At 72.6% G+C, this 16,171-nt stretch carries 15 protein-coding genes and 1 tRNA gene; 13 read left to right on the forward strand and 3 right to left on the reverse strand.

Annotation, left to right across the window (positions count from 1 at the left end; all coding sequences use genetic code 11):
• Window positions 1-46: 46 nt before the first annotated feature.
• The 10 genes from moaC to LIX60_RS18630 all read left to right on the forward strand — a co-directional run bounded on the left by moaC (window position 47) and on the right by LIX60_RS18630 (window position 9,980).
• Entirely contained in the window at window positions 47-547 is a 501-nt protein-coding gene (gene moaC, locus LIX60_RS18585) for a cyclic pyranopterin monophosphate synthase MoaC (RefSeq protein WP_019711806.1), read from the forward strand.
• Window positions 544-1,116, forward strand: a complete 573-nt coding sequence (locus tag LIX60_RS18590; protein ID WP_227959453.1) for a molybdenum cofactor biosynthesis protein B — start codon at window positions 544-546, stop codon at window positions 1,114-1,116. Before moaC ends, LIX60_RS18590 begins: the two co-directional genes overlap by 4 nt.
• Complete coding sequence (locus tag LIX60_RS18595) at window positions 1,113-1,736, forward strand: GNAT family N-acetyltransferase (protein WP_227959454.1); 624 nt, start codon at window positions 1,113-1,115, stop codon at window positions 1,734-1,736. Before LIX60_RS18590 ends, LIX60_RS18595 begins: the two co-directional genes overlap by 4 nt.
• Before the next feature lie 151 nt (window positions 1,737-1,887).
• Window positions 1,888-3,036: a gephyrin-like molybdotransferase receptor GlpR gene (glpR, locus tag LIX60_RS18600; RefSeq protein ID WP_227959455.1), complete on the forward strand. Its 1,149-nt coding sequence runs from the start codon at window positions 1,888-1,890 to the stop codon at window positions 3,034-3,036.
• Window positions 3,037-3,153: 117 nt separating this feature from the next.
• Window positions 3,154-3,227 (forward strand) — tRNA-Ala (locus LIX60_RS18605).
• 383 nt (window positions 3,228-3,610) lie between these two features.
• Window positions 3,611-4,918, forward strand: coding sequence for an extracellular solute-binding protein (locus LIX60_RS18610; protein WP_227959456.1), 1,308 nt, complete (start codon window positions 3,611-3,613; stop codon window positions 4,916-4,918).
• 38 nt (window positions 4,919-4,956) lie between these two features.
• Window positions 4,957-5,877: a carbohydrate ABC transporter permease gene (locus LIX60_RS18615; protein ID WP_227959457.1), complete on the forward strand. Its 921-nt coding sequence runs from the start codon at window positions 4,957-4,959 to the stop codon at window positions 5,875-5,877.
• Between the two features lie 38 nt (window positions 5,878-5,915).
• Window positions 5,916-6,701 carry a carbohydrate ABC transporter permease gene (locus tag LIX60_RS18620; protein ID WP_050363613.1) on the forward strand — a complete coding sequence of 262 codons (786 nt, stop codon included), beginning with the start codon at window positions 5,916-5,918 and terminating at the stop codon, window positions 6,699-6,701.
• Between the two features lie 50 nt (window positions 6,702-6,751).
• On the forward strand, window positions 6,752-8,992 hold the full coding sequence (yicI, locus tag LIX60_RS18625) for an alpha-xylosidase (RefSeq protein ID WP_227959458.1): 2,241 nt from the start codon (window positions 6,752-6,754) through the stop codon (window positions 8,990-8,992).
• Entirely contained in the window at window positions 8,976-9,980 is a 1,005-nt protein-coding gene (locus tag LIX60_RS18630; protein ID WP_227959459.1) for a LacI family DNA-binding transcriptional regulator, read from the forward strand. Before yicI ends, LIX60_RS18630 begins: the two co-directional genes overlap by 17 nt.
• Window positions 9,981-10,065: 85 nt before the next feature.
• Here the strand turns inward: LIX60_RS18630 and trxA are convergent, their stop codons facing one another.
• Window positions 10,066-10,491 (reverse strand): thioredoxin, encoded by a 426-nt coding sequence (gene trxA, locus LIX60_RS18635; protein ID WP_019711798.1) that lies wholly within the window; start codon window positions 10,489-10,491, stop codon window positions 10,066-10,068.
• A gap of 410 nt (window positions 10,492-10,901) precedes the next feature.
• Between trxA and LIX60_RS18640 the strand changes: the two genes are divergently transcribed.
• Window positions 10,902-12,359: an NAD(P)/FAD-dependent oxidoreductase gene (locus tag LIX60_RS18640; protein ID WP_227959460.1), complete on the forward strand. Its 1,458-nt coding sequence runs from the start codon at window positions 10,902-10,904 to the stop codon at window positions 12,357-12,359.
• Window positions 12,360-12,404: 45 nt separating this feature from the next.
• Here LIX60_RS18640 and LIX60_RS18645 read toward each other — a convergent pair whose 3' ends face one another.
• Entirely contained in the window at window positions 12,405-12,971 is a 567-nt protein-coding gene (locus LIX60_RS18645; RefSeq protein WP_227959461.1) for a GNAT family N-acetyltransferase, read from the reverse strand.
• A 66-nt stretch (window positions 12,972-13,037) separates the two neighbouring features.
• Between LIX60_RS18645 and LIX60_RS18650 the strand changes: the two genes are divergently transcribed.
• On the forward strand, window positions 13,038-13,844 hold the full coding sequence (locus LIX60_RS18650) for an exodeoxyribonuclease III (protein ID WP_227959462.1): 807 nt from the start codon (window positions 13,038-13,040) through the stop codon (window positions 13,842-13,844).
• 94 nt (window positions 13,845-13,938) lie between these two features.
• Window positions 13,939-14,781 (forward strand): class I SAM-dependent methyltransferase, encoded by an 843-nt coding sequence (locus LIX60_RS18655; protein WP_227959463.1) that lies wholly within the window; start codon window positions 13,939-13,941, stop codon window positions 14,779-14,781.
• A gap of 42 nt (window positions 14,782-14,823) precedes the next feature.
• Here LIX60_RS18655 and LIX60_RS18660 read toward each other — a convergent pair whose 3' ends face one another.
• On the reverse strand, window positions 14,824-15,624 hold the full coding sequence (locus LIX60_RS18660; RefSeq protein ID WP_227962824.1) for a MerR family transcriptional regulator: 801 nt from the start codon (window positions 15,622-15,624) through the stop codon (window positions 14,824-14,826).
• Window positions 15,625-16,171 lie beyond the last annotated feature (547 nt).

Consider the following 16,171-nt stretch of genomic DNA (forward strand, 5'->3'; position numbering starts at 1 on the left):
AGCCCCGGTACGGTTGCTGCCCTGGAAGCACCGGACCGGGAGAACGATGAGCAGCGCCCAGCAGCACCTCACCCACCTCGACGCCCGGGGCGCCGCCCGCATGGTCGACGTCTCCGCGAAGGACGTCACCGCGCGCGCCGCCCGAGCGAGCGGCCGTGTGCTCGTCTCCCCGCGCGTCGTCGAACTGCTGCGCGGTGAGGGTGTCCCCAAGGGCGACGCCCTCGCCACCGCGCGCATCGCGGGCATCATGGGGGCCAAGCGCACCCCCGACCTCATCCCGCTCTGCCACCCGCTGGCCGTCTCCGGGGTGAAGGTCGAACTCTCCGTCGCCGACGACGCCGTGGAGATCCTGGCCACCGTGAAGACCACGGACCGCACCGGTGTCGAGATGGAGGCGCTGACCGCCGTCACCGTCGCCGCTCTGACGGTGGTGGACATGGTGAAGGCCGTCGACAAGGCGGCGGTCATCACGGACGTACGGGTCGAGGAGAAGACCGGCGGCAAGTCCGGCGACTGGTCGCGCCCCTCCGGGGAGGGCACCGCATGAGCGGCTACCGGGCCCTGGCCGTCACCGTCTCGAACCGCGCCTCCGCGGGTGTGTACGCCGACAAGGGCGGCCCGCTGCTGGTCGAAGGGCTGACCGCGCTGGGCTTCGCCACCGACGGTCCCCGGGTGGTCCCCGACGGCGAGCCGGTCGAAACGGTCCTGCGGGAGGCCGTCGCCGCCGGATACGACGTGGTGCTCACCACCGGCGGCACCGGTATCTCGCCGACCGACCGCACGCCGGAGATGACGCGCCGGGTGCTCGACCGCGAGATCCCCGGCATCCCGGAGGCCCTCCGTGCCGAGGGCCTGGCCAAGGTGCCGACCGCCGTGCTCTCCCGCGGACTGGCCGGAACCGCCGGCGGCACGCTGATCGTCAACCTCCCCGGCTCCACCGGCGGGGTCCGGGACGGCCTCGCCGTTCTCGGCCGGCTGCTCGTGCACGCTGTCGACCAGCTCCGCGGCGGCGACCACCCCCGGCCCGCGGCGGACGGCGGCGGCACCGGGACGGCCCCGGACGGCGGCGCTCCGCCGGCCCCGGACGGCGGCAAGACCCCCCGGGCACACCGATGACTCCCCTCTGGCCGGCGGTCCTGACCGACGGCGATGTCACCCTGCGCCCGATCCGCATGCGTGACCAGCGGGACTGGCGCGAGGTCAACCGCCGCAACCGCGACTGGCTGCGGCCCTGGGAGGCGACCATCCCCCCGCCGGTGGCGGGCGGCCCGTCGGCGCAGCGCCCGACCTACCGCCAGATGGTGCGGCATCTGCGCTCCGAGGCGAACGCGGGCCGGATGCTGCCCTTCGTCATCGAGTACCGGGGCCGGCTGGCCGGGCAGTTGACGGTCGCGGGAATGGCCTGGGGCTCCATGTGCTCCGGCCACATCGGCTACTGGGTGGACCGGGAGGTCGCCGGGCGCGGGGTCACCCCGACGGCTGTCGCGCTCGCCGTGGACCATTGCTTCCGTACGGTGGGCCTGCACCGCGTCGAGGTGTGCATCCGGCCCGAGAACATGCCGAGCCGCCGTGTCGTCGAAAAGCTCGGATTCCGCGAGGAAGGGCTGCGCCCGCGCTATCTCCACATCGACGGCGACTGGCGCGACCACCTGGTCTTCGCCCTCACCACGGAGGACGTCCCCGGAGGACTGCTGGCCCGCTGGCACCGGGTCCGGCCCGGGACAGCCCACAAATAAAAAATATGTTCGATATTAAGCGGCAATAAAGCACATTCCCCGTCAGCCCGTCCTGGCAATCGGAAAAAAAGTTCGAGTTATCAGCCAGATCGTGCGACACACCGTGGCAATTGGCGGATGGCCTTGTGAAAACCCCTCTACCGTGTGAGGCGTGAGCAGCAGCGGCCTCATCTACGCAGTCATTGTCGGGGCCTGGGCCGCCTACCTGGTGCCGATGTGGCTCCGTAGGCAGGACGAACTCAACGAGGCTCGTCCCACGGAACGCTTCTCCACCGCCATCCGGCTGCTGTCCGGACGGGCCGGTATGGAGCGCCGTTACGCCAAGGACCTGGAGGAGCGCCACTCCGGCGAAGCGGACGACCACGTCGTTCCCGCCGAACCGGAACCGCGCACCGCCGACCCGGAAGCGCCGACCGACACGGTCGACGTCCGGGCCTTCGCCCTGTCCGCGGCCATGCCCGTGCCCGAGCCGCTGCGCGCCGGCGACGAACCCGCGCCGCCCGCACCGCCCGCGGCGGAGGAGGAGTCCGCCGGGCAGGACAGCCGCCGCGCCGTCTCCGTCGCCGAACGGGCCCGCCGCTCCAAGGTCCTCGCCCGCCGCCGCCGGACCACCATGGTGCTGTTCCTGGCCTTCGCGCTGGGCGCGGTCGTCGCCGCGGTCGGCGGGCTCGCCTTCCTGTGGGCCCCCGCCGTCCCGGCCGTGCTGCTCAGCTCGTACATCGTCCACCTGCGGGCGCAGGAGCGCCGCCGCTTCGCCTTCACCATGGACCGGCGTCGCGCCGAGGCCGCCGCCCAGCGGCTGCGCGAGCGCGGCCCGCGCGGCGCGCGGCAGCCGGTACGGCCCGCGGCCGCCGACGACGGGGCGGCCGGCGAGGAGCCCGGTCCGGCGGCGGACCCCGGGCCCGCCCCCGCGTCCCCGCACACGGCGGGCCGCCGCGCCCTCGTCGAGCAGACCGACCACGCCGAGTGGGTCGACCAGCAGCGCGAGCGCGTCCGGACCGAGGGCGAGAGCTGGGAGCCCGTCCCGGTACCGCTGCCCACCTACGTGACGGCCCCGGTCGCCCCCCGCGCCACCGGCGGCGTGGACCTCGACGCCCCGGACGCCTGGAGCTCGGCCCGCTCCAGCGCGGCCGGACAGCCGGCCGGCGAGCCGCCCGCCGAACACCGGCCCCAGCCGGAGCCGGGGCCCGGTCCCGCCGCGCGCGAGAGCCGCCGCGAGCGCGGCCGCCGCTCCCGTGACCGCACCCCGCTCTTCGACCAGTACGCGGACGAGGACCGGCCGCGCGCCGCCAACGAGTGATCCCCGGCCGGCTTCCGGCCGTTGGCCCGCCCGGGGCATGCCGGCGGACGCGGTGACCAGCGCGGGAACGGATTTCCAAGCGGCCCGGCCGGGATGCTAGAGTTCCTCACGTCGCAAGGGCCTGTGGCGCAGTCTGGTAGCGCACCTCGTTCGCATCGAGGGGGTCTGGGGTTCAAATCCCCACAGGTCCACAGCGGTCAGAGCCCCTGCCGGAGAGATCCGGCAGGGGCTTCTTCGTGCTGTACGGCGGCAAGGGGCAGCAGATGAGCGCAGCCGCGGCGGCTCTGCGTGATCGTGCTTGCCCCGGTGTCCGCCCCGCTTGTGCGGGGCCTGACGCGTCGCCGCGGACAGCGCCCGCGTAGGGCTTCCCCGCGCCGCCGGGCGCCGCTCCGGGTCCCCCGGTCCCGGCAGACGGACGGCGGCGTGTTTTGTCAGGAGCATTGACATACCCCTGGCCCGGACTTACGTTCCCTGCGTCGAAGCGCTTCGATGAATTCTTCGAATCGCTTCGACAGGGGTGGACTCCCCACACCACCCGTTTTCCTGCTCTGATCCACTCTCCCGGAGGAAGCGGATGTTGAAGGCACGGAAGCGCGGGGCGGGCCTGGTGGCAGCCGCCCTCGCGGGAGCCCTGACCCTGGCGCTGAGCGGCTGCGGCGGCTCGGACGGCACGACCGCGGGCGACGGAAAGACGCTGAGGCTCTGGCACTACGAGGGCCCGGACAGCGCCATGGGCCAGGCCTGGGCCGAAGCCGTCCGGGAATTCGAGAAGACCCACCCGGGGGTGAAGGTCGAGTTCGAGGAGAAGGGCTTCGAACAGATTCAGAAGACCGCCCCGATGATCCTCAACTCCGACGACGCCCCGGACCTCATGGAGTACAACAAGGGCAACGCCACGGCCGGCCTGCTCTCGCGGCAGGGGCTGCTGACCGACCTCAGCGCCGAGGCCTCCGCGCGCGGCTGGGACAAGAAGCTCAGCGACAGCGTCGAGACCACCAGCCGGTACGACGCGGACGGCGTGATGGGCTCCGGCACGTGGTACGGGGTCCCCAACTACGCCGAGTACACGATGGCGTACTACAACAAGGACCTCTTCGAGAAGCACGACGTCGACGTCCCCACCACCTTCGGTGAACTCACCGACGCGCTCGCCGCGTTCAAGGCCAAGGGCATCACCCCGCTCGACAACGCCGGCGCCGAGTACATAGCCCACCAGTACGTCTACCAGCTCGCCCTGTCCGAGGCCGACCGCTCCTGGGTGGACGCCTACGAGCTCTACCAGGGCAGGACCGACTTCCACGACGAGGCCTGGACCCACGCCGCCGAGACCTTCGCCGACTGGGTGAAGAAGGGCTACATCGCCGAGAACTCCAGCGGGACCAAGGCCGAGGACGCGGGGGTCGCCTTCATCTCCGGCAAGTACCCCATCCTCTTCTCCGGCAGCTGGTGGTTCGGCCGCTTCCAGAGCGAGATCGACACCTTCGACTGGGGCACCTTCCTGTGGCCCGGCTCGGACCTCACCCTGGGCTCCGGCGGCAACCTCTGGGTGGTCCCCAAGGGCGCGAAGAACAAGGAACTCGCGTACGACTTCATCGACATCACGATGACGAAGAAGATCCAGAACCTGCTCGGCAACAAGGGCGGCGTCCCCGTCGCCGCCGACCCCTCCGCCATCACCGACCCGCAGTCGAAGACCCTCATCGAGAACTTCAACACGCTGTCCGAGAACGACGGCCTGGCCTTCTACCCGGACTGGCCCGTCCCCGGCTTCTACGACGTCCTCGTCTCCGAGACCCAGAAGCTGATCACCGGCAGCGCCACCACCGACCAGTACCTGGACGCCCTGCAGAAGGCGTACGACGCGGGCGCTCCGAAGCGGTGAGCACCGTCGCCAAGCGCCCCGCGGCCCGCCGGAGCGGAGTGCTCCGGCGAGTCCGCGGCGGCCACCACCCCGCCCGCCGTGACTCCTACGCCGCCTTCCTGCTCCCCGGCACGCTCGCCTTCCTCGCCGTCGTCGTCCTCCCGTTCGCCATGAACACCGGCATCAGCTTCACCGACTGGCGGGGCGTGGGCACGCCCGACTGGACCGGCCTGGACAACTACCGGCGGCTCGCCGGTGACGCGGCCTTCTGGGAGTCCTTCCGGCACAGCGTCGCCATGGTCGTCGCGATGGCCGTGCTGCCGACCTTCCTCGGCCTGGTCCTGGCGGCCGCGCTCTTCGACTACATCGGCAAACACTTCGGCTCCCGCTGGGCGGCCGTCCTGCGGGCCTGCTTCTACCTCCCGCAGGTGCTGCCGATCGCCGTCGCCGGCATCGTCTGGTCCTGGATCCTCGCCCCCGAGAACGGTTCCCTCAACGAGCTGCTGAAGGCCGTGGGTCTCTCCTCCCTCCAGCAGGACTGGCTGGGCGACCCCGATCTCGCGCTCTACGGTGTCATGGCGGTGATGGTCTGGGTGCAGATCGGCTTCCCGCTGGTCGTCTTCATGGCGGGGCTGCAACGCGTCGACCCCGGGCTGTACGAGGCGGCCGAACTGGACGGGGCGGGCTGGTGGCGCCGGTTCTGGCACATCACCCTGCCGCAGATCCGGCCGGAGATCTACGTCGTCCTGGTGTGGTGCACCATCGCCGCGCTGAAGGTCTTCGGCGCCGTCTACGTCCTGACCAAGGGCGGCCCGGGCGGTGCCACCAACGTCCCCTCCTACTTCTCCTTCCAGAACTTCTTCGAGAAGACGCAGGTGGGTTACGGCGCGGCGGTGTCCACCGTGCTCACCGCTCTCATCCTGGCGCTGGCCCTGGCCGGGCTGCGCCTCCAGACCAGGGCGGAGGACGAGGACCGGTGACCACCACAGCCATCCGCCGTTACCCGGTGCTCGTCGCGATGTGCGTGGGTGCCGCGTTCATGGTGCTGCCGTTCGCCATCGTGGCGCTCAACGCCGTCAAGTCCCCGGCCGAGTACAGTGCCGGCGGCCCGCTCAGCCTTCCCGAGGGGCTCTACCTCGACGGGCTGAAGGACTTCTGGCAGCGCGTCGACTTCGGCCAGAAGCTCGTCAACTCCGTGCTGATCAGCGGATCGGTGGCGGCCGGTGCCGTGGTGCTGTCGGTGCTGAACGCGTACGCGATCGGCATCGGCCGGATCAAGGGCCGTCCGTATGTGCTGGCCTTCTTCGTGCTGGCCAACATGCTGCCGCAGGAAGCACTGGTCTACCCGGTCTACTACCTGTCGAAGCAGGTGGGGCTCTACGACACCAGACTCAGTGTGATCATCGTCTTCACGGTGGTCCAGGCCGCCTTCGGCACGTATCTGCTCGCCTCCGTCCTGGGCTCCTTCCCCCGCGAGGTCATCGAGGCGGCGAGGATCGACGGGGCGAACAAGTGGCAGGTGCTGTGGCGGGTCGTCGTCCCCGTCAGCCGGCCCACCATCGGCGTGCTGCTGGTCTTCTTCTTCATCTGGACGTGGAACGAGTTCCTGCTGCCGCTGGTCATGCTGATCTCCAACGACAACCAGACGGTCTCGGTCGCGCTCGGCGTACTCCAGGGGCAGCGGCTGATGGACGCCACGATGACCAACGCCGCCGCGCTGCTGGGCGTCCTCCCGGCGATCGTCTTCTTCCTCCTCTTCCAGCGGACCCTGACCCGCGGCATCGCCGTGGGAGCGGTCAAGTGACCCGGGTCTCCGCTGCGGCCCCCCACCACGTGAGCCGAAAGGGCTGACGCATGAAGTTCACCGACGGCTACTGGCTGATGCGCGAGGGCGTGACCGGCTCCTACCCGGTCCAGGTCCTCGACGTCACCACGGGCCCGGGCACGCTGGAGATCCACGCGCCCACCCGTCCGATCCGCCACCGGGGCGACCTCCTCAAAGGCCCGGTTGTCACGATCTCCTGCACCTCACCCATGCCGGACGTGATCGGCGTCCGCCTCACCCACTTCGCGGGCGGCACCGGCACCGCACCGCACTTCCCGCTCTCCGCACAGGAGGGCTTCCTCCCCGAGGTCTCGTACGACGGGGAGGAGGCGGTCCTCACCTCCGGCAGCCTGTCGCTGATCGCCGGCCGCAAGGGCCCGTGGGCCCTGGACTTCCGGGCCGGCGGGCGGACGCTCACCACCAGCGGTGTCAAGGGCATGGGCATCATGGAGACCGGCGACGGCGGCCACTACCTGCGCGAGCAGCTCGACCTGCGGGTCGGGACCAGCGTCTACGGGCTCGGGGAGCGCTTCGGCCCGCTGGTGAAGAACGGCCAGGCCGTCGACGTCTGGAACGCCGACGGCGGCACCTCCAGCGAACAGTCCTACAAGAACGTGCCGTTCTACCTCACCGACGCCGGCTACGGGGTCTTCGTCGACCACCCGGGCCGGGTCTCGTTCGAGGTGGGCTCCGAGGCCGTCTCCCGGGTCCAGTTCAGCGTCGAGGGCCAGGAGCTGCAGTACTACGTCATCTACGGGCCCACCCCGAAGGAGATCCTCCGCAAGTACACCGCCCTCACCGGGCGCCCGGCCCTGCCACCCGCCTGGTCCTTCGGGCTCTGGCTGTCCACGTCCTTCACCACCGACTACGACGAGGAGACCGTCACCTCCTTCGTCGAGGGCATGGCCGAGCGCGGACTCCCGCTCTCCGTCTTCCACTTCGACTGCTTCTGGATGCGCGAGTTCCACTGGTGCGACTTCGAGTGGGACAGCCGCGTCTTCCCGGACCCCGAAGGGATGCTGCGCCGGCTGAAGGAACGCGGGCTGCGGATCTCCGTCTGGATCAACCCCTACATCGCGCAGCGCTCGCCGCTCTTCGCCGAGGGCCGCGACCACGGCCATCTGCTGCGCAGACCGGACGGCAGCGTCTGGCAGTGGGACCTGTGGCAACCCGGCATGGCGCTGGTGGACTTCACCAGCCCGGAGGCCCGCGCCTGGTACGCGGGCAAACTGAAGCGGCTGCTCGACATGGGCGTGGACTGCTTCAAGACCGACTTCGGGGAGCGGATACCCACCGGCGTCGTGTACGCGGACGGCTCCGACCCGGAGCGGATGCACAACTACTACACGCAGCTCTACAACGAGACCGTCTTCGAACTGCTGCGCCGCGAGCGCGGTGAGGGCGACGCCGTCGTCTTCGCCCGCTCGGCGACCGTGGGCGGCCAGCGCTTCCCCGTGCACTGGGGCGGCGACTGCGAATCCACCTACGAGTCGATGGCCGAGTCGCTGCGCGGCGGACTGTCGCTGGGACTCTCCGGCTTCGGCTACTGGTCGCACGACATCGGCGGATTCGAAGGCACCCCGGACCCGGCTCTGTTCAAGCGGTGGATCGCCTTCGGGATGCTCTCCTCGCACAGCCGGCTGCACGGCTCGTCCTCCTACCGCGTGCCGTGGCTGTTCGACGAGGAGGCGGTGGACGTCCTGCGGGTCTTCACCCGGCTCAAGCTGCGGCTGATGCCCTACCTGGCCGAAGCCGCCCGGCAGGCCCACACCGAGGGCATCCCGATGATGCGGGCCATGGCGCTGGAGTTCCCGGACGACCCGGCCTGCGCGCACCTGGAACGGCAGTACATGCTCGGTCCCGACCTGCTGGTCGCACCGGTCTTCTCGGACGGCGGCGAGGTCGCGTACTACGTGCCCGAGGGGACCTGGACCCATCTCCTGTCCGGGGACCGGGTCACCGGGCCGCGGTGGGTGCGCGAGACCCACGGCTTCCTCAGCGCACCGGTGCTGGTCCGGCCCGGCGCCGTGCTCCCGCTCGGCGCCGTGGACGACCGGCCCGACTACGACTGGGCGGACGGGGTCACCCTCCGGGCGTACGGTCTCGCGGACGGAGCCGAGGTGACGGTGCGGGTGCCGCCGGAGGCCGAGTACACCGTCCGTCGGGAGGGGGAGGCCGTGCGGGTCACCGCGCGCGGCACGGAGGGGAGACCCTGGCACCTGGTCACCGACGGCTCCGGGGAGGATGTCCGGCATGGTCAAGATCACTGACGTGGCCCGGCATGCCGGGGTCTCGCCCAGCACCGTCAGCTACGCGCTGAACGGCAAACGGCCCATATCGGAGGAGACCCGCCGCCGGATCGAGGCCAGCATCCGGGAACTGGGCTACCACCCGCACGCGGGGGCGCGTGCCCTGGCCGGCGCCCGCTCCCACACGCTCGCCCTCGTCATGCCGCTGCGCAGCGGTGTCCATCTGCCGGTCGTCACGCAGTTCGCGATGTCGGTCGTCACCGCGGCGCGCCGTCACGACCACGATGTGCTGCTGCTCACCGGGGAGGAGGGCGAGGACGGGCTGCGGCGCGTCGCGGACAGCGCGCGCGCCGACGGTTTCGTCGTCATGGACGTCCAGATGAACGACCCCAGACTGCCGTTACTGCGCAGCCTGCGGCGGCCGTCGGTGCTCATCGGCTTTCCCGCCGAACCGGCCGGGCTGACCTGCGTCGACCTCGACTTCCGGGCGGTCGGCGAGGCATGTGTCGAGCACCTGGCCCTGCTCGGCCACCGCCGCGTGGCGCTGCTCGGCTCACCGCCGGAGGTCTACGAACGGGGGACCGGCTTCGCACGGCGCGTCGAGGACGGCTTCACGGCCGCCGCGGACCGGAACGGCCTCGCCGCCGCGGTCCACCCCTGTGAGGCCGATCCGGCGGCCGCGCCGGCCCTGGTGCGACGGCTGCTCGGGGAGGGCTCCCCGCCCACCGGTGTGGTGGTCCACAACGAGGCGATGCTGGGCCCGCTCACGGACGCGCTCCGCGCGGAGGGCCTCCGGGTACCGGGGGACCTGTCGGTGGTGGCCGTCTGCCCCGATGAACTGGCGGAGCGCTCCTCCGTCCCGCTGACCTCGGTGGCCATTCCGGCGGCCGAACTCGGCGCGCGCGCCGTGGACCTGCTGATACGGCAGCTCGCCGGCGATCCCGTGCCGGAGTCCACGCTGCTGCCGCCGCGGCTGACGGTCCGGTCGAGCACGGGACCCCGGGGATAGCGGCACAACGGGGGACAGCGGCGGCCCGGGGCGCCCGGCCCCGGGCCGTGCGCCCGGTACGGCGGCCGCTCGGCGGACGGACCGCTCAGACGGCCGGGTCGGACGGGCCGGGGGGCTGGCTGCCGCCGGACGCGCCGCCCTGCTGCTGCGCGGCCTGCTGCTCTTCCACGGACTGGTGGACCTTCTCCATGTCCAGGTCGCGGGCCTGGCCGATGATGTCCTCCAGGGCCGGCTCGGGCAGGGCCCCCGGCTGGGCGTACACCGCGACGTTCTCCCGGACGACCATCAGTGTCGGGATGGACTGGATGTTGAAGGCCGCGGCGAGCTCGGGCTGGGCCTCCGTGTCGACCTTGGCGAAGACCAGGTCGGAGTGGCGGTCGGCGGCCTTCTCGTACACGGGTGCGAACGTGCGGCAGGGGCCGCACCAGGAGGCCCAGAAGTCGATCAGGACGAAGTCGTTGGCGGAGACGACCTCGTCGAAGTTCTCCTTGGTCAGCTCGACCGTGCTCATATGTCCTACCTGCTTCCAGAGACGTCTTTGTTCGTTCTGTTCGATCTGTTCGGTCCTGCCGGAACCCCGCCGGCTGCCGTTTCCGGGGACCGGGCTTCCGGAGATCAGGGGGAGCCTGTCCGGATCCCGCCGGTTCATGTGACCGACTTCCCGGAGCGTTGTGAGGATGGCCGGAAAGGGCACTCGGAAGACCCACGAGTACCCGGATACGGAGAGGCGGAACAGGGATGAGCCGGACGCCGGACGCGAGCGCGGCGGGAGCGGTGGAACCGCCCGAGGCAGGAGGAAACGGAGGAGCAGGCGGGCCGGAGGGGGCGGGCGAGCCGCACGGGGCGTCCGGTGCGGCGCCCGGTTCCGGCCGGACCCCTTCCGGGACCGGTGCGCACAGTCCCCGGGCGCCGCGCGAGCAGGTGTACGACGTGATCGTGCTCGGCGGGGGAGCCGTCGGTGAGCACGCCGCCGGGAGCGCCCGTGCCGCCGGACTGTCCGTCGCCGTGGTGGAGAGCGAGCTGCTCGGCGGTGACTGCTCGTACTGGGCGTGCATGCCCAGCAAGGCGCTGCTGCGGCCGGTGTCCGCGCTCGCCGCGGCGCGGGGCGTCGCGGGCTCGCGGGAGGCGGTCACCGGGCCCCTCGCCCCGGAGCCCGTACTCGACCGGCGGGACGCCTTCGTGTCGCACTGGGAGGACGGCGGGCAGGTGGACTGGCTGCTGTCCGAGGGGGCCGAGCTGGTCCGGGGGCACGGGCGGCTCGACGGGCCGCGTCGGGTGGCCGTCCGTCCGGCCGAGGGGCCCGGGCACCTCCTGACCGCGCGGCACGCCGTGGTGGTGGCCACGGGCAGCCGGCCCCGGCTGCCGGAGCTGCCGGGGCTGCCCGGCGCGCGCCCGTGGACCAGCCGGGAGGCCACCAGCTCGCGGGCGATCCCGGAACGGCTGGCCGTGGTGGGCGGTGGCGTGGTCGCCGTGGAGATGGCCTGTGCCTGGCAGGCCCTCGGCTCCTCCGTCACGATGTTCGTCCGCGGTGAGGAACTGCTGCGGCGGATGGAGCCCTTCGTGGGCGAACTGGTGGCCGAAGGACTCGCCGCGGCCGGGGTGGAGATCCGCACCGGGGTGAGTGTGGCCGAGGTGCGGCGGGCGTCGGCCGGCAGCACGGTGACGCTGGTGCTGGACGGCGTCGGGGAGAGCGAGGCCGACGAGGTGCTGTTCGCCACCGGGCGGGAACCGCGCACCGAGGACATCGGACTGGAGACGGTCGGTCTGCGCCCCGGGGCGTGGCTGGAGGCCGACGACTCCTGCCGGGTCGGGGGCGTGGACGGCGGCTGGCTGTACGCGATCGGTGACGTCAACCGGCGGGCGCTCCTCACCCACCAGGGCAAGTACCAGGCCCGGATCGCCTCGGCGGCCATCGCCGCCCGCGCGCTGGGCGGCGGGGCGCTGGAGACCCGGGCGGCCGAGGACACCGGGCGCTGGGGCGCGCACGCGGCGACGGCGGACTCGGCGGCGGTGCCGCAGGTGGTGTTCGGGGAGCCGGAGGCGGCATCCGTCGGGCTGACCACGGCGGAGGCCGAGCGCCGGGGGTACCGGGTGCGGGCCGTGGACCAGGACTTGGGCGCCGTCGCCGGCGCCGGCCTGTACGCGGACCACTACCGCGGGCGGGCCCGGATGGTCGTCGACCTGGACCGGGAGGTGCTCCTCGGGGCGACCTTCGTGGGACCCGGCGTGGCGGAACTGCTGCACTCGGCGACGGTCGCGGTGGCGGGCGAGGTGCCGGTCGACCGGCTGTGGCACGCGGTCCCGGCCTTCCCGACGATGAGCGAGGTCTGGCTGCGGCTGCTGCAGAAGTACCGGCAGGGGACGGCCGCGCGGGGGTGACGCGGCCCCGGGCGGGCGGCGCCCCGGGCCCGCCTCCGGCCCGGTCTACCGGCCCTCGGCCGCCGCGGGCCCCGCTCCCGCCGTGTGGCGGAGCCCGGCGGCCGGGCCGCCGTCGTCGTCCGGGGCGTCGGCGGGGAGGATGAGCGGTTTGGCGAAGCAGCGGCTGTTCGGCTCGCAGCGGTAGTAACCGAACTTCGCGGTCGGCAGGTAGCCGCAGGAGGTGTAGAGGGCGATCGCCTCCGGCTGCTTGGTGCCGGTCTCCAGCACCATGCGGGCCCGGCCCGCCTCCCGGGCGCTCGCCTCCAGCACGGTCAGCAGCCGCCGGGCGAGGCCCCGGCCGCGTGCCTCGGGGACCACGTACATCCGCTTCAGCTCGGCGTCGCCGTCCCGGTACCCCTCGGGGCTGTGGTCCTGCGCACGCCAGCCGCCGGTGGCCAGCGGGGTGCCGTCCGGGTCGTACGCGATGAGGTACAGGCCGGCCGGCGGGTCGAACTGGGCGGGGTCCATCTCCGTGAGGTCCGGGTCGCCGTAGCGCTCGGTGTACTCGAGCTGGACGCGGTCGTTCAGCTTGCGGGCATCGGGATGGTCGAGACGCACGGTACGGAGCTGCATGGGCGCAATCGTACGGATGTCCCGGGCGGTCGGGGAGCGGAGCCCGCATCCCGGTATCGTGCGCTGGTGCTCACTGTGACCAGCGTGAATGTGAACGGGCTCCGCGCCGCAGCCAGGAAGGGCTGGGCGGAGTGGCTGGCGGAGACCGCCGCCGATGTGATCTGCCTCCAGGAGGTGCGCGCCGAGCCGGCGCAGCTGCCGGACGGCGTCCGCGAACCGGAGGGCTGGCACACCGTCCACGCGCCCGCCGCCGCCAAGGGCCGCGCCGGGGTCTCCGTCTACTCGCGCCGGGCCCCCGAGGCGGTGCGGATCGGCTTCGGCTCGGAGGAGTTCGACGCCGCCGGCCGGTACGCGGAGATCGACCTGCCCGGCATCACGGTCGGCAGCCTGTACCTGCCCTCCGGCGAGGTCGGCACCGAGCGGCAGGCGGAGAAGGAACGCTTCATGGCCGAGTTCCTGCCGTATCTGGCCGGGCTGCGGGAGCGGGCGGCGGCCGGCGGGCGCGAGGTGCTCGTCTGCGGCGACTGGAACATCGCCCACCGGGAGGCCGACCTCAAGAACTGGCGGGCCAACCGCAAGAAGGCCGGTTTCCTCCCCGAGGAGCGCGCCTGGCTCACCCGGGTCTACGAGGAGGCCGGCTACGCGGACGTGGTGCGGGAGCTGCACCCGGGCGTGGACGGGCCGTACTCGTGGTGGTCGTACCGGGGCCGGGCCTTCGACAACGACAGCGGGTGGCGGATCGATCTTCACGCCGCGACGCGGCGGCTGGCCGAGCGCGCCCTCAAGGCGGAGACCGAGCGGGCGGCGAGCCACGATCTGCGCTGGTCGGACCACGCACCGGTGACGGTCACCTACGACCTCCCGGGGGCGTAGCCCGGCGGATCGCGTCACCGGAGGGGCGGTTCCCTCCGTTCTTTCCTACCCTGGGCGGACCGGCACGGTCGTGCGACAAGGGAAGGGGAACGCGATGCCCCGGAAGAATCTCACCGCCATGCGCCACACCCTGGGCCACCGGGTCCGCTACGCGCTGCGCCACCCGGGCCGGGTGCCCCGGTACGCGGCCCGGGCCGGCCGGGACGCCTGGCTGCGGCTCCGCTCGCCCGACCACATCGCGTACTACCGCGCGGTGATGCGCTCGGACACGGCCGCCAGTCCGGACGCGGCGGTCGGCAGCCGCAGCCATGAGCGCTGGCTGGCGCTGGGAGCGATGCAGTTCGACTACCTCGTCGGGCACGGGCTGCGGCCCGAGCACCGGATGCTGGAGATCGGCTGCGGCAATCTGCGGGCCGGCTGGCGCTTCATCGACCACCTGGACACCGGCCACTACTACGGCATCGACATATCCCCGGACATCCTCTTCGCCGCCCAGGACACCCTCGTCCGCTGCGGCCTGCGGGAGAAGCTGCCGACGCTGACGCCGGTGCGGGATCTGACGTTCGCCTTCCTCCCGGACGCGTACTTCGACGTGGTGCACGCTCACAGCGTCTTCTCGCACTCCCCGCTGCCGGTAATCGAGGAGTGCTTCGCGCACGTGGGGCGGATCCTGGCCCCCGGCGGCTGGTTCGACTTCACGTTCGACCGCACGGAGGCGGAGGAGCACCACGTCCTGCGCGAGGACTTCTACTACCGGACGGAGACGCTGACCGCCCTCGCGGAGAAGCACGGTCTGTCGGCCCGGTTCATGGAGGACTGGGAGAAGCTCCCGCACGGGCAGTCGAAGATCCGTGTGACGCACGGGCCGGAGGCGGCGCGGCGCTCCGGTGAACGGCTCGACGGCGGGGAGACGGTGAGCGGGGCGGCTCCGGTCTGACCGGCCGGGCCCGGCTGGGCCCGCCCCGGCCCGCCCCGGCGGTCACGGTGCCGCCGGGTCCGGTCCGCCCGGTCCGCCCGGTCCGCCCGGTCCGCCGGGGCCGCCCTGGGCCCGCGGCCCGGGGGTGCGGGCCGTGCGCCAGTCGTCCACCTCGGCCTGGATGCGGCGTTCCATCGCCATCGCAAGCTCGGCGTCGACGACGACCTTCGCGATGGGGCGCAGCCGCTCCACGGTCTCGGTGATCCGCTTGACCTCCGCGGCGCTCAGCGGCCGCGAGGGGTCGGTGTGGTCCAGGAGGCCGGAGAGGACGTGGGTGCGGAAGAGGCCGGTGAACACCCCGGCGAGTGCTTCGGCGTGCACGCGGACCTCCCGGGCGGCGGCGAGGACGGAGGCGAGCGGCACCCCCTCGTCGACCAGCGCGCTGGAGGCCTCCAGCAGCCGGCGGCTGACGTGTACCACCTCGTCGCCGTCCAGGGCGACATAGCCGAGGTCCAGGGTCGCCTGGAGGTTCTCGGTGGTGACATCGCCCTCGAAGTGGTCGGCCAGTTCCTCCGGGGAGAGCCGGACCGGGGTCTCCTCGGACCAGGGGACGCTCAACGCGCCTTCCAGGCCGAGGAGTTCGCGCACGTCCCGGCCGCTTTCGAAGGCGGCGAGCAGATCGGCGATACCGCCGAGGGTGTGACCGCGGTCGAGCAGGGCGGCGATGGTCCGCAGCCGTGCCAGATGGTGCTCGTTGTACCAGGCGATACGGCCCTCGCGGCGCGGCGGCGGCAGCAGCTTGCGCTCGCGGTAGAAGCGCAGGGTGCGGACGGGCACGCCGGCCGCGGCGGCCAGTTCCTCCATGCGGTACTCGCGCGGGGCGCCGTCTCCGCCGGTTGCGCCGTCCCTGCCGGTTGCGCCGTCCCTGCCGGTCCCGCCGTCTCCGCCGGTCCCGTCCGGCTGCCCGGTCGCGTTCACCCGTTCCGTCCCGCCTGCCCGCCCGGTCCCGTTCACCCGCAGCGTTCCGCCCGCCCCCTCCGGCCCCGTGCCCGCCTCCGCCGCCCGGCCGGGTCCGCTCCTCCGGGCCCGCTCGGCGGCGCTCTGCGCATCCTCGTTCGCCACACCGGAAGCCTAGGGCCTGTCCGGCGGTTCCCCTCGGGTCCGCGGTATCCGGCACCGCGCCTCCCCGCGTCGCCGGGTGCGCCCGCCCGCGCCCGGGACGCGGGCGGCCCTCCGATGTGCGACGCGCGGCACCGGACGACGCTCCCCGGTCCGGCCTGATCCGGGGGAAGCGCTTGCGCCCCGCGGATCACCGACGGGGGGTGCAACCGCCGGTAACTTCTTTTCGCCCACCCCCTACCCACCGGTACGTTCCTGCTCTACCCTCCAAACCGTGCCAGTGATTGCTGGC

Source organism: Streptomyces sp. S07_1.15 (assembly GCF_020739505.1).
In the GTDB taxonomy this organism is placed as follows: Bacteria; Actinomycetota; Actinomycetes; order Streptomycetales; family Streptomycetaceae; genus Streptomyces; species Streptomyces xinghaiensis.

What these genes read in the sequence shown, in the direction of transcription:
- moaC (WP_019711806.1), top strand. Translation starts at nt 47, where the DNA reads ATGAGCAGCGCCCAGCAGCACCTCACCCACCTCGACGCCCGGGGCGCC.
- LIX60_RS18590 (WP_227959453.1), top strand. Translation starts at nt 544, where the DNA reads ATGAGCGGCTACCGGGCCCTGGCCGTCACCGTCTCGAACCGCGCCTCC.
- LIX60_RS18595 (WP_227959454.1), top strand. Translation starts at nt 1,113, where the DNA reads ATGACTCCCCTCTGGCCGGCGGTCCTGACCGACGGCGATGTCACCCTG.
- LIX60_RS18610 (WP_227959456.1), top strand. Translation starts at nt 3,611, where the DNA reads ATGTTGAAGGCACGGAAGCGCGGGGCGGGCCTGGTGGCAGCCGCCCTC.
- LIX60_RS18620 (WP_050363613.1), top strand. Translation starts at nt 5,916, where the DNA reads ATGTGCGTGGGTGCCGCGTTCATGGTGCTGCCGTTCGCCATCGTGGCG.
- yicI (WP_227959458.1), top strand. Translation starts at nt 6,752, where the DNA reads ATGAAGTTCACCGACGGCTACTGGCTGATGCGCGAGGGCGTGACCGGC.
- LIX60_RS18630 (WP_227959459.1), top strand. Translation starts at nt 8,976, where the DNA reads ATGGTCAAGATCACTGACGTGGCCCGGCATGCCGGGGTCTCGCCCAGC.
- trxA (WP_019711798.1), bottom strand. Translation starts at nt 10,491, where the DNA reads ATGAGCACGGTCGAGCTGACCAAGGAGAACTTCGACGAGGTCGTCTCC.
- LIX60_RS18645 (WP_227959461.1), bottom strand. Translation starts at nt 12,971, where the DNA reads ATGCAGCTCCGTACCGTGCGTCTCGACCATCCCGATGCCCGCAAGCTG.
- LIX60_RS18655 (WP_227959463.1), top strand. Translation starts at nt 13,939, where the DNA reads ATGCCCCGGAAGAATCTCACCGCCATGCGCCACACCCTGGGCCACCGG.
- LIX60_RS18660 (WP_227962824.1), bottom strand. Translation starts at nt 15,624, where the DNA reads ATGGAGGAACTGGCCGCCGCGGCCGGCGTGCCCGTCCGCACCCTGCGC.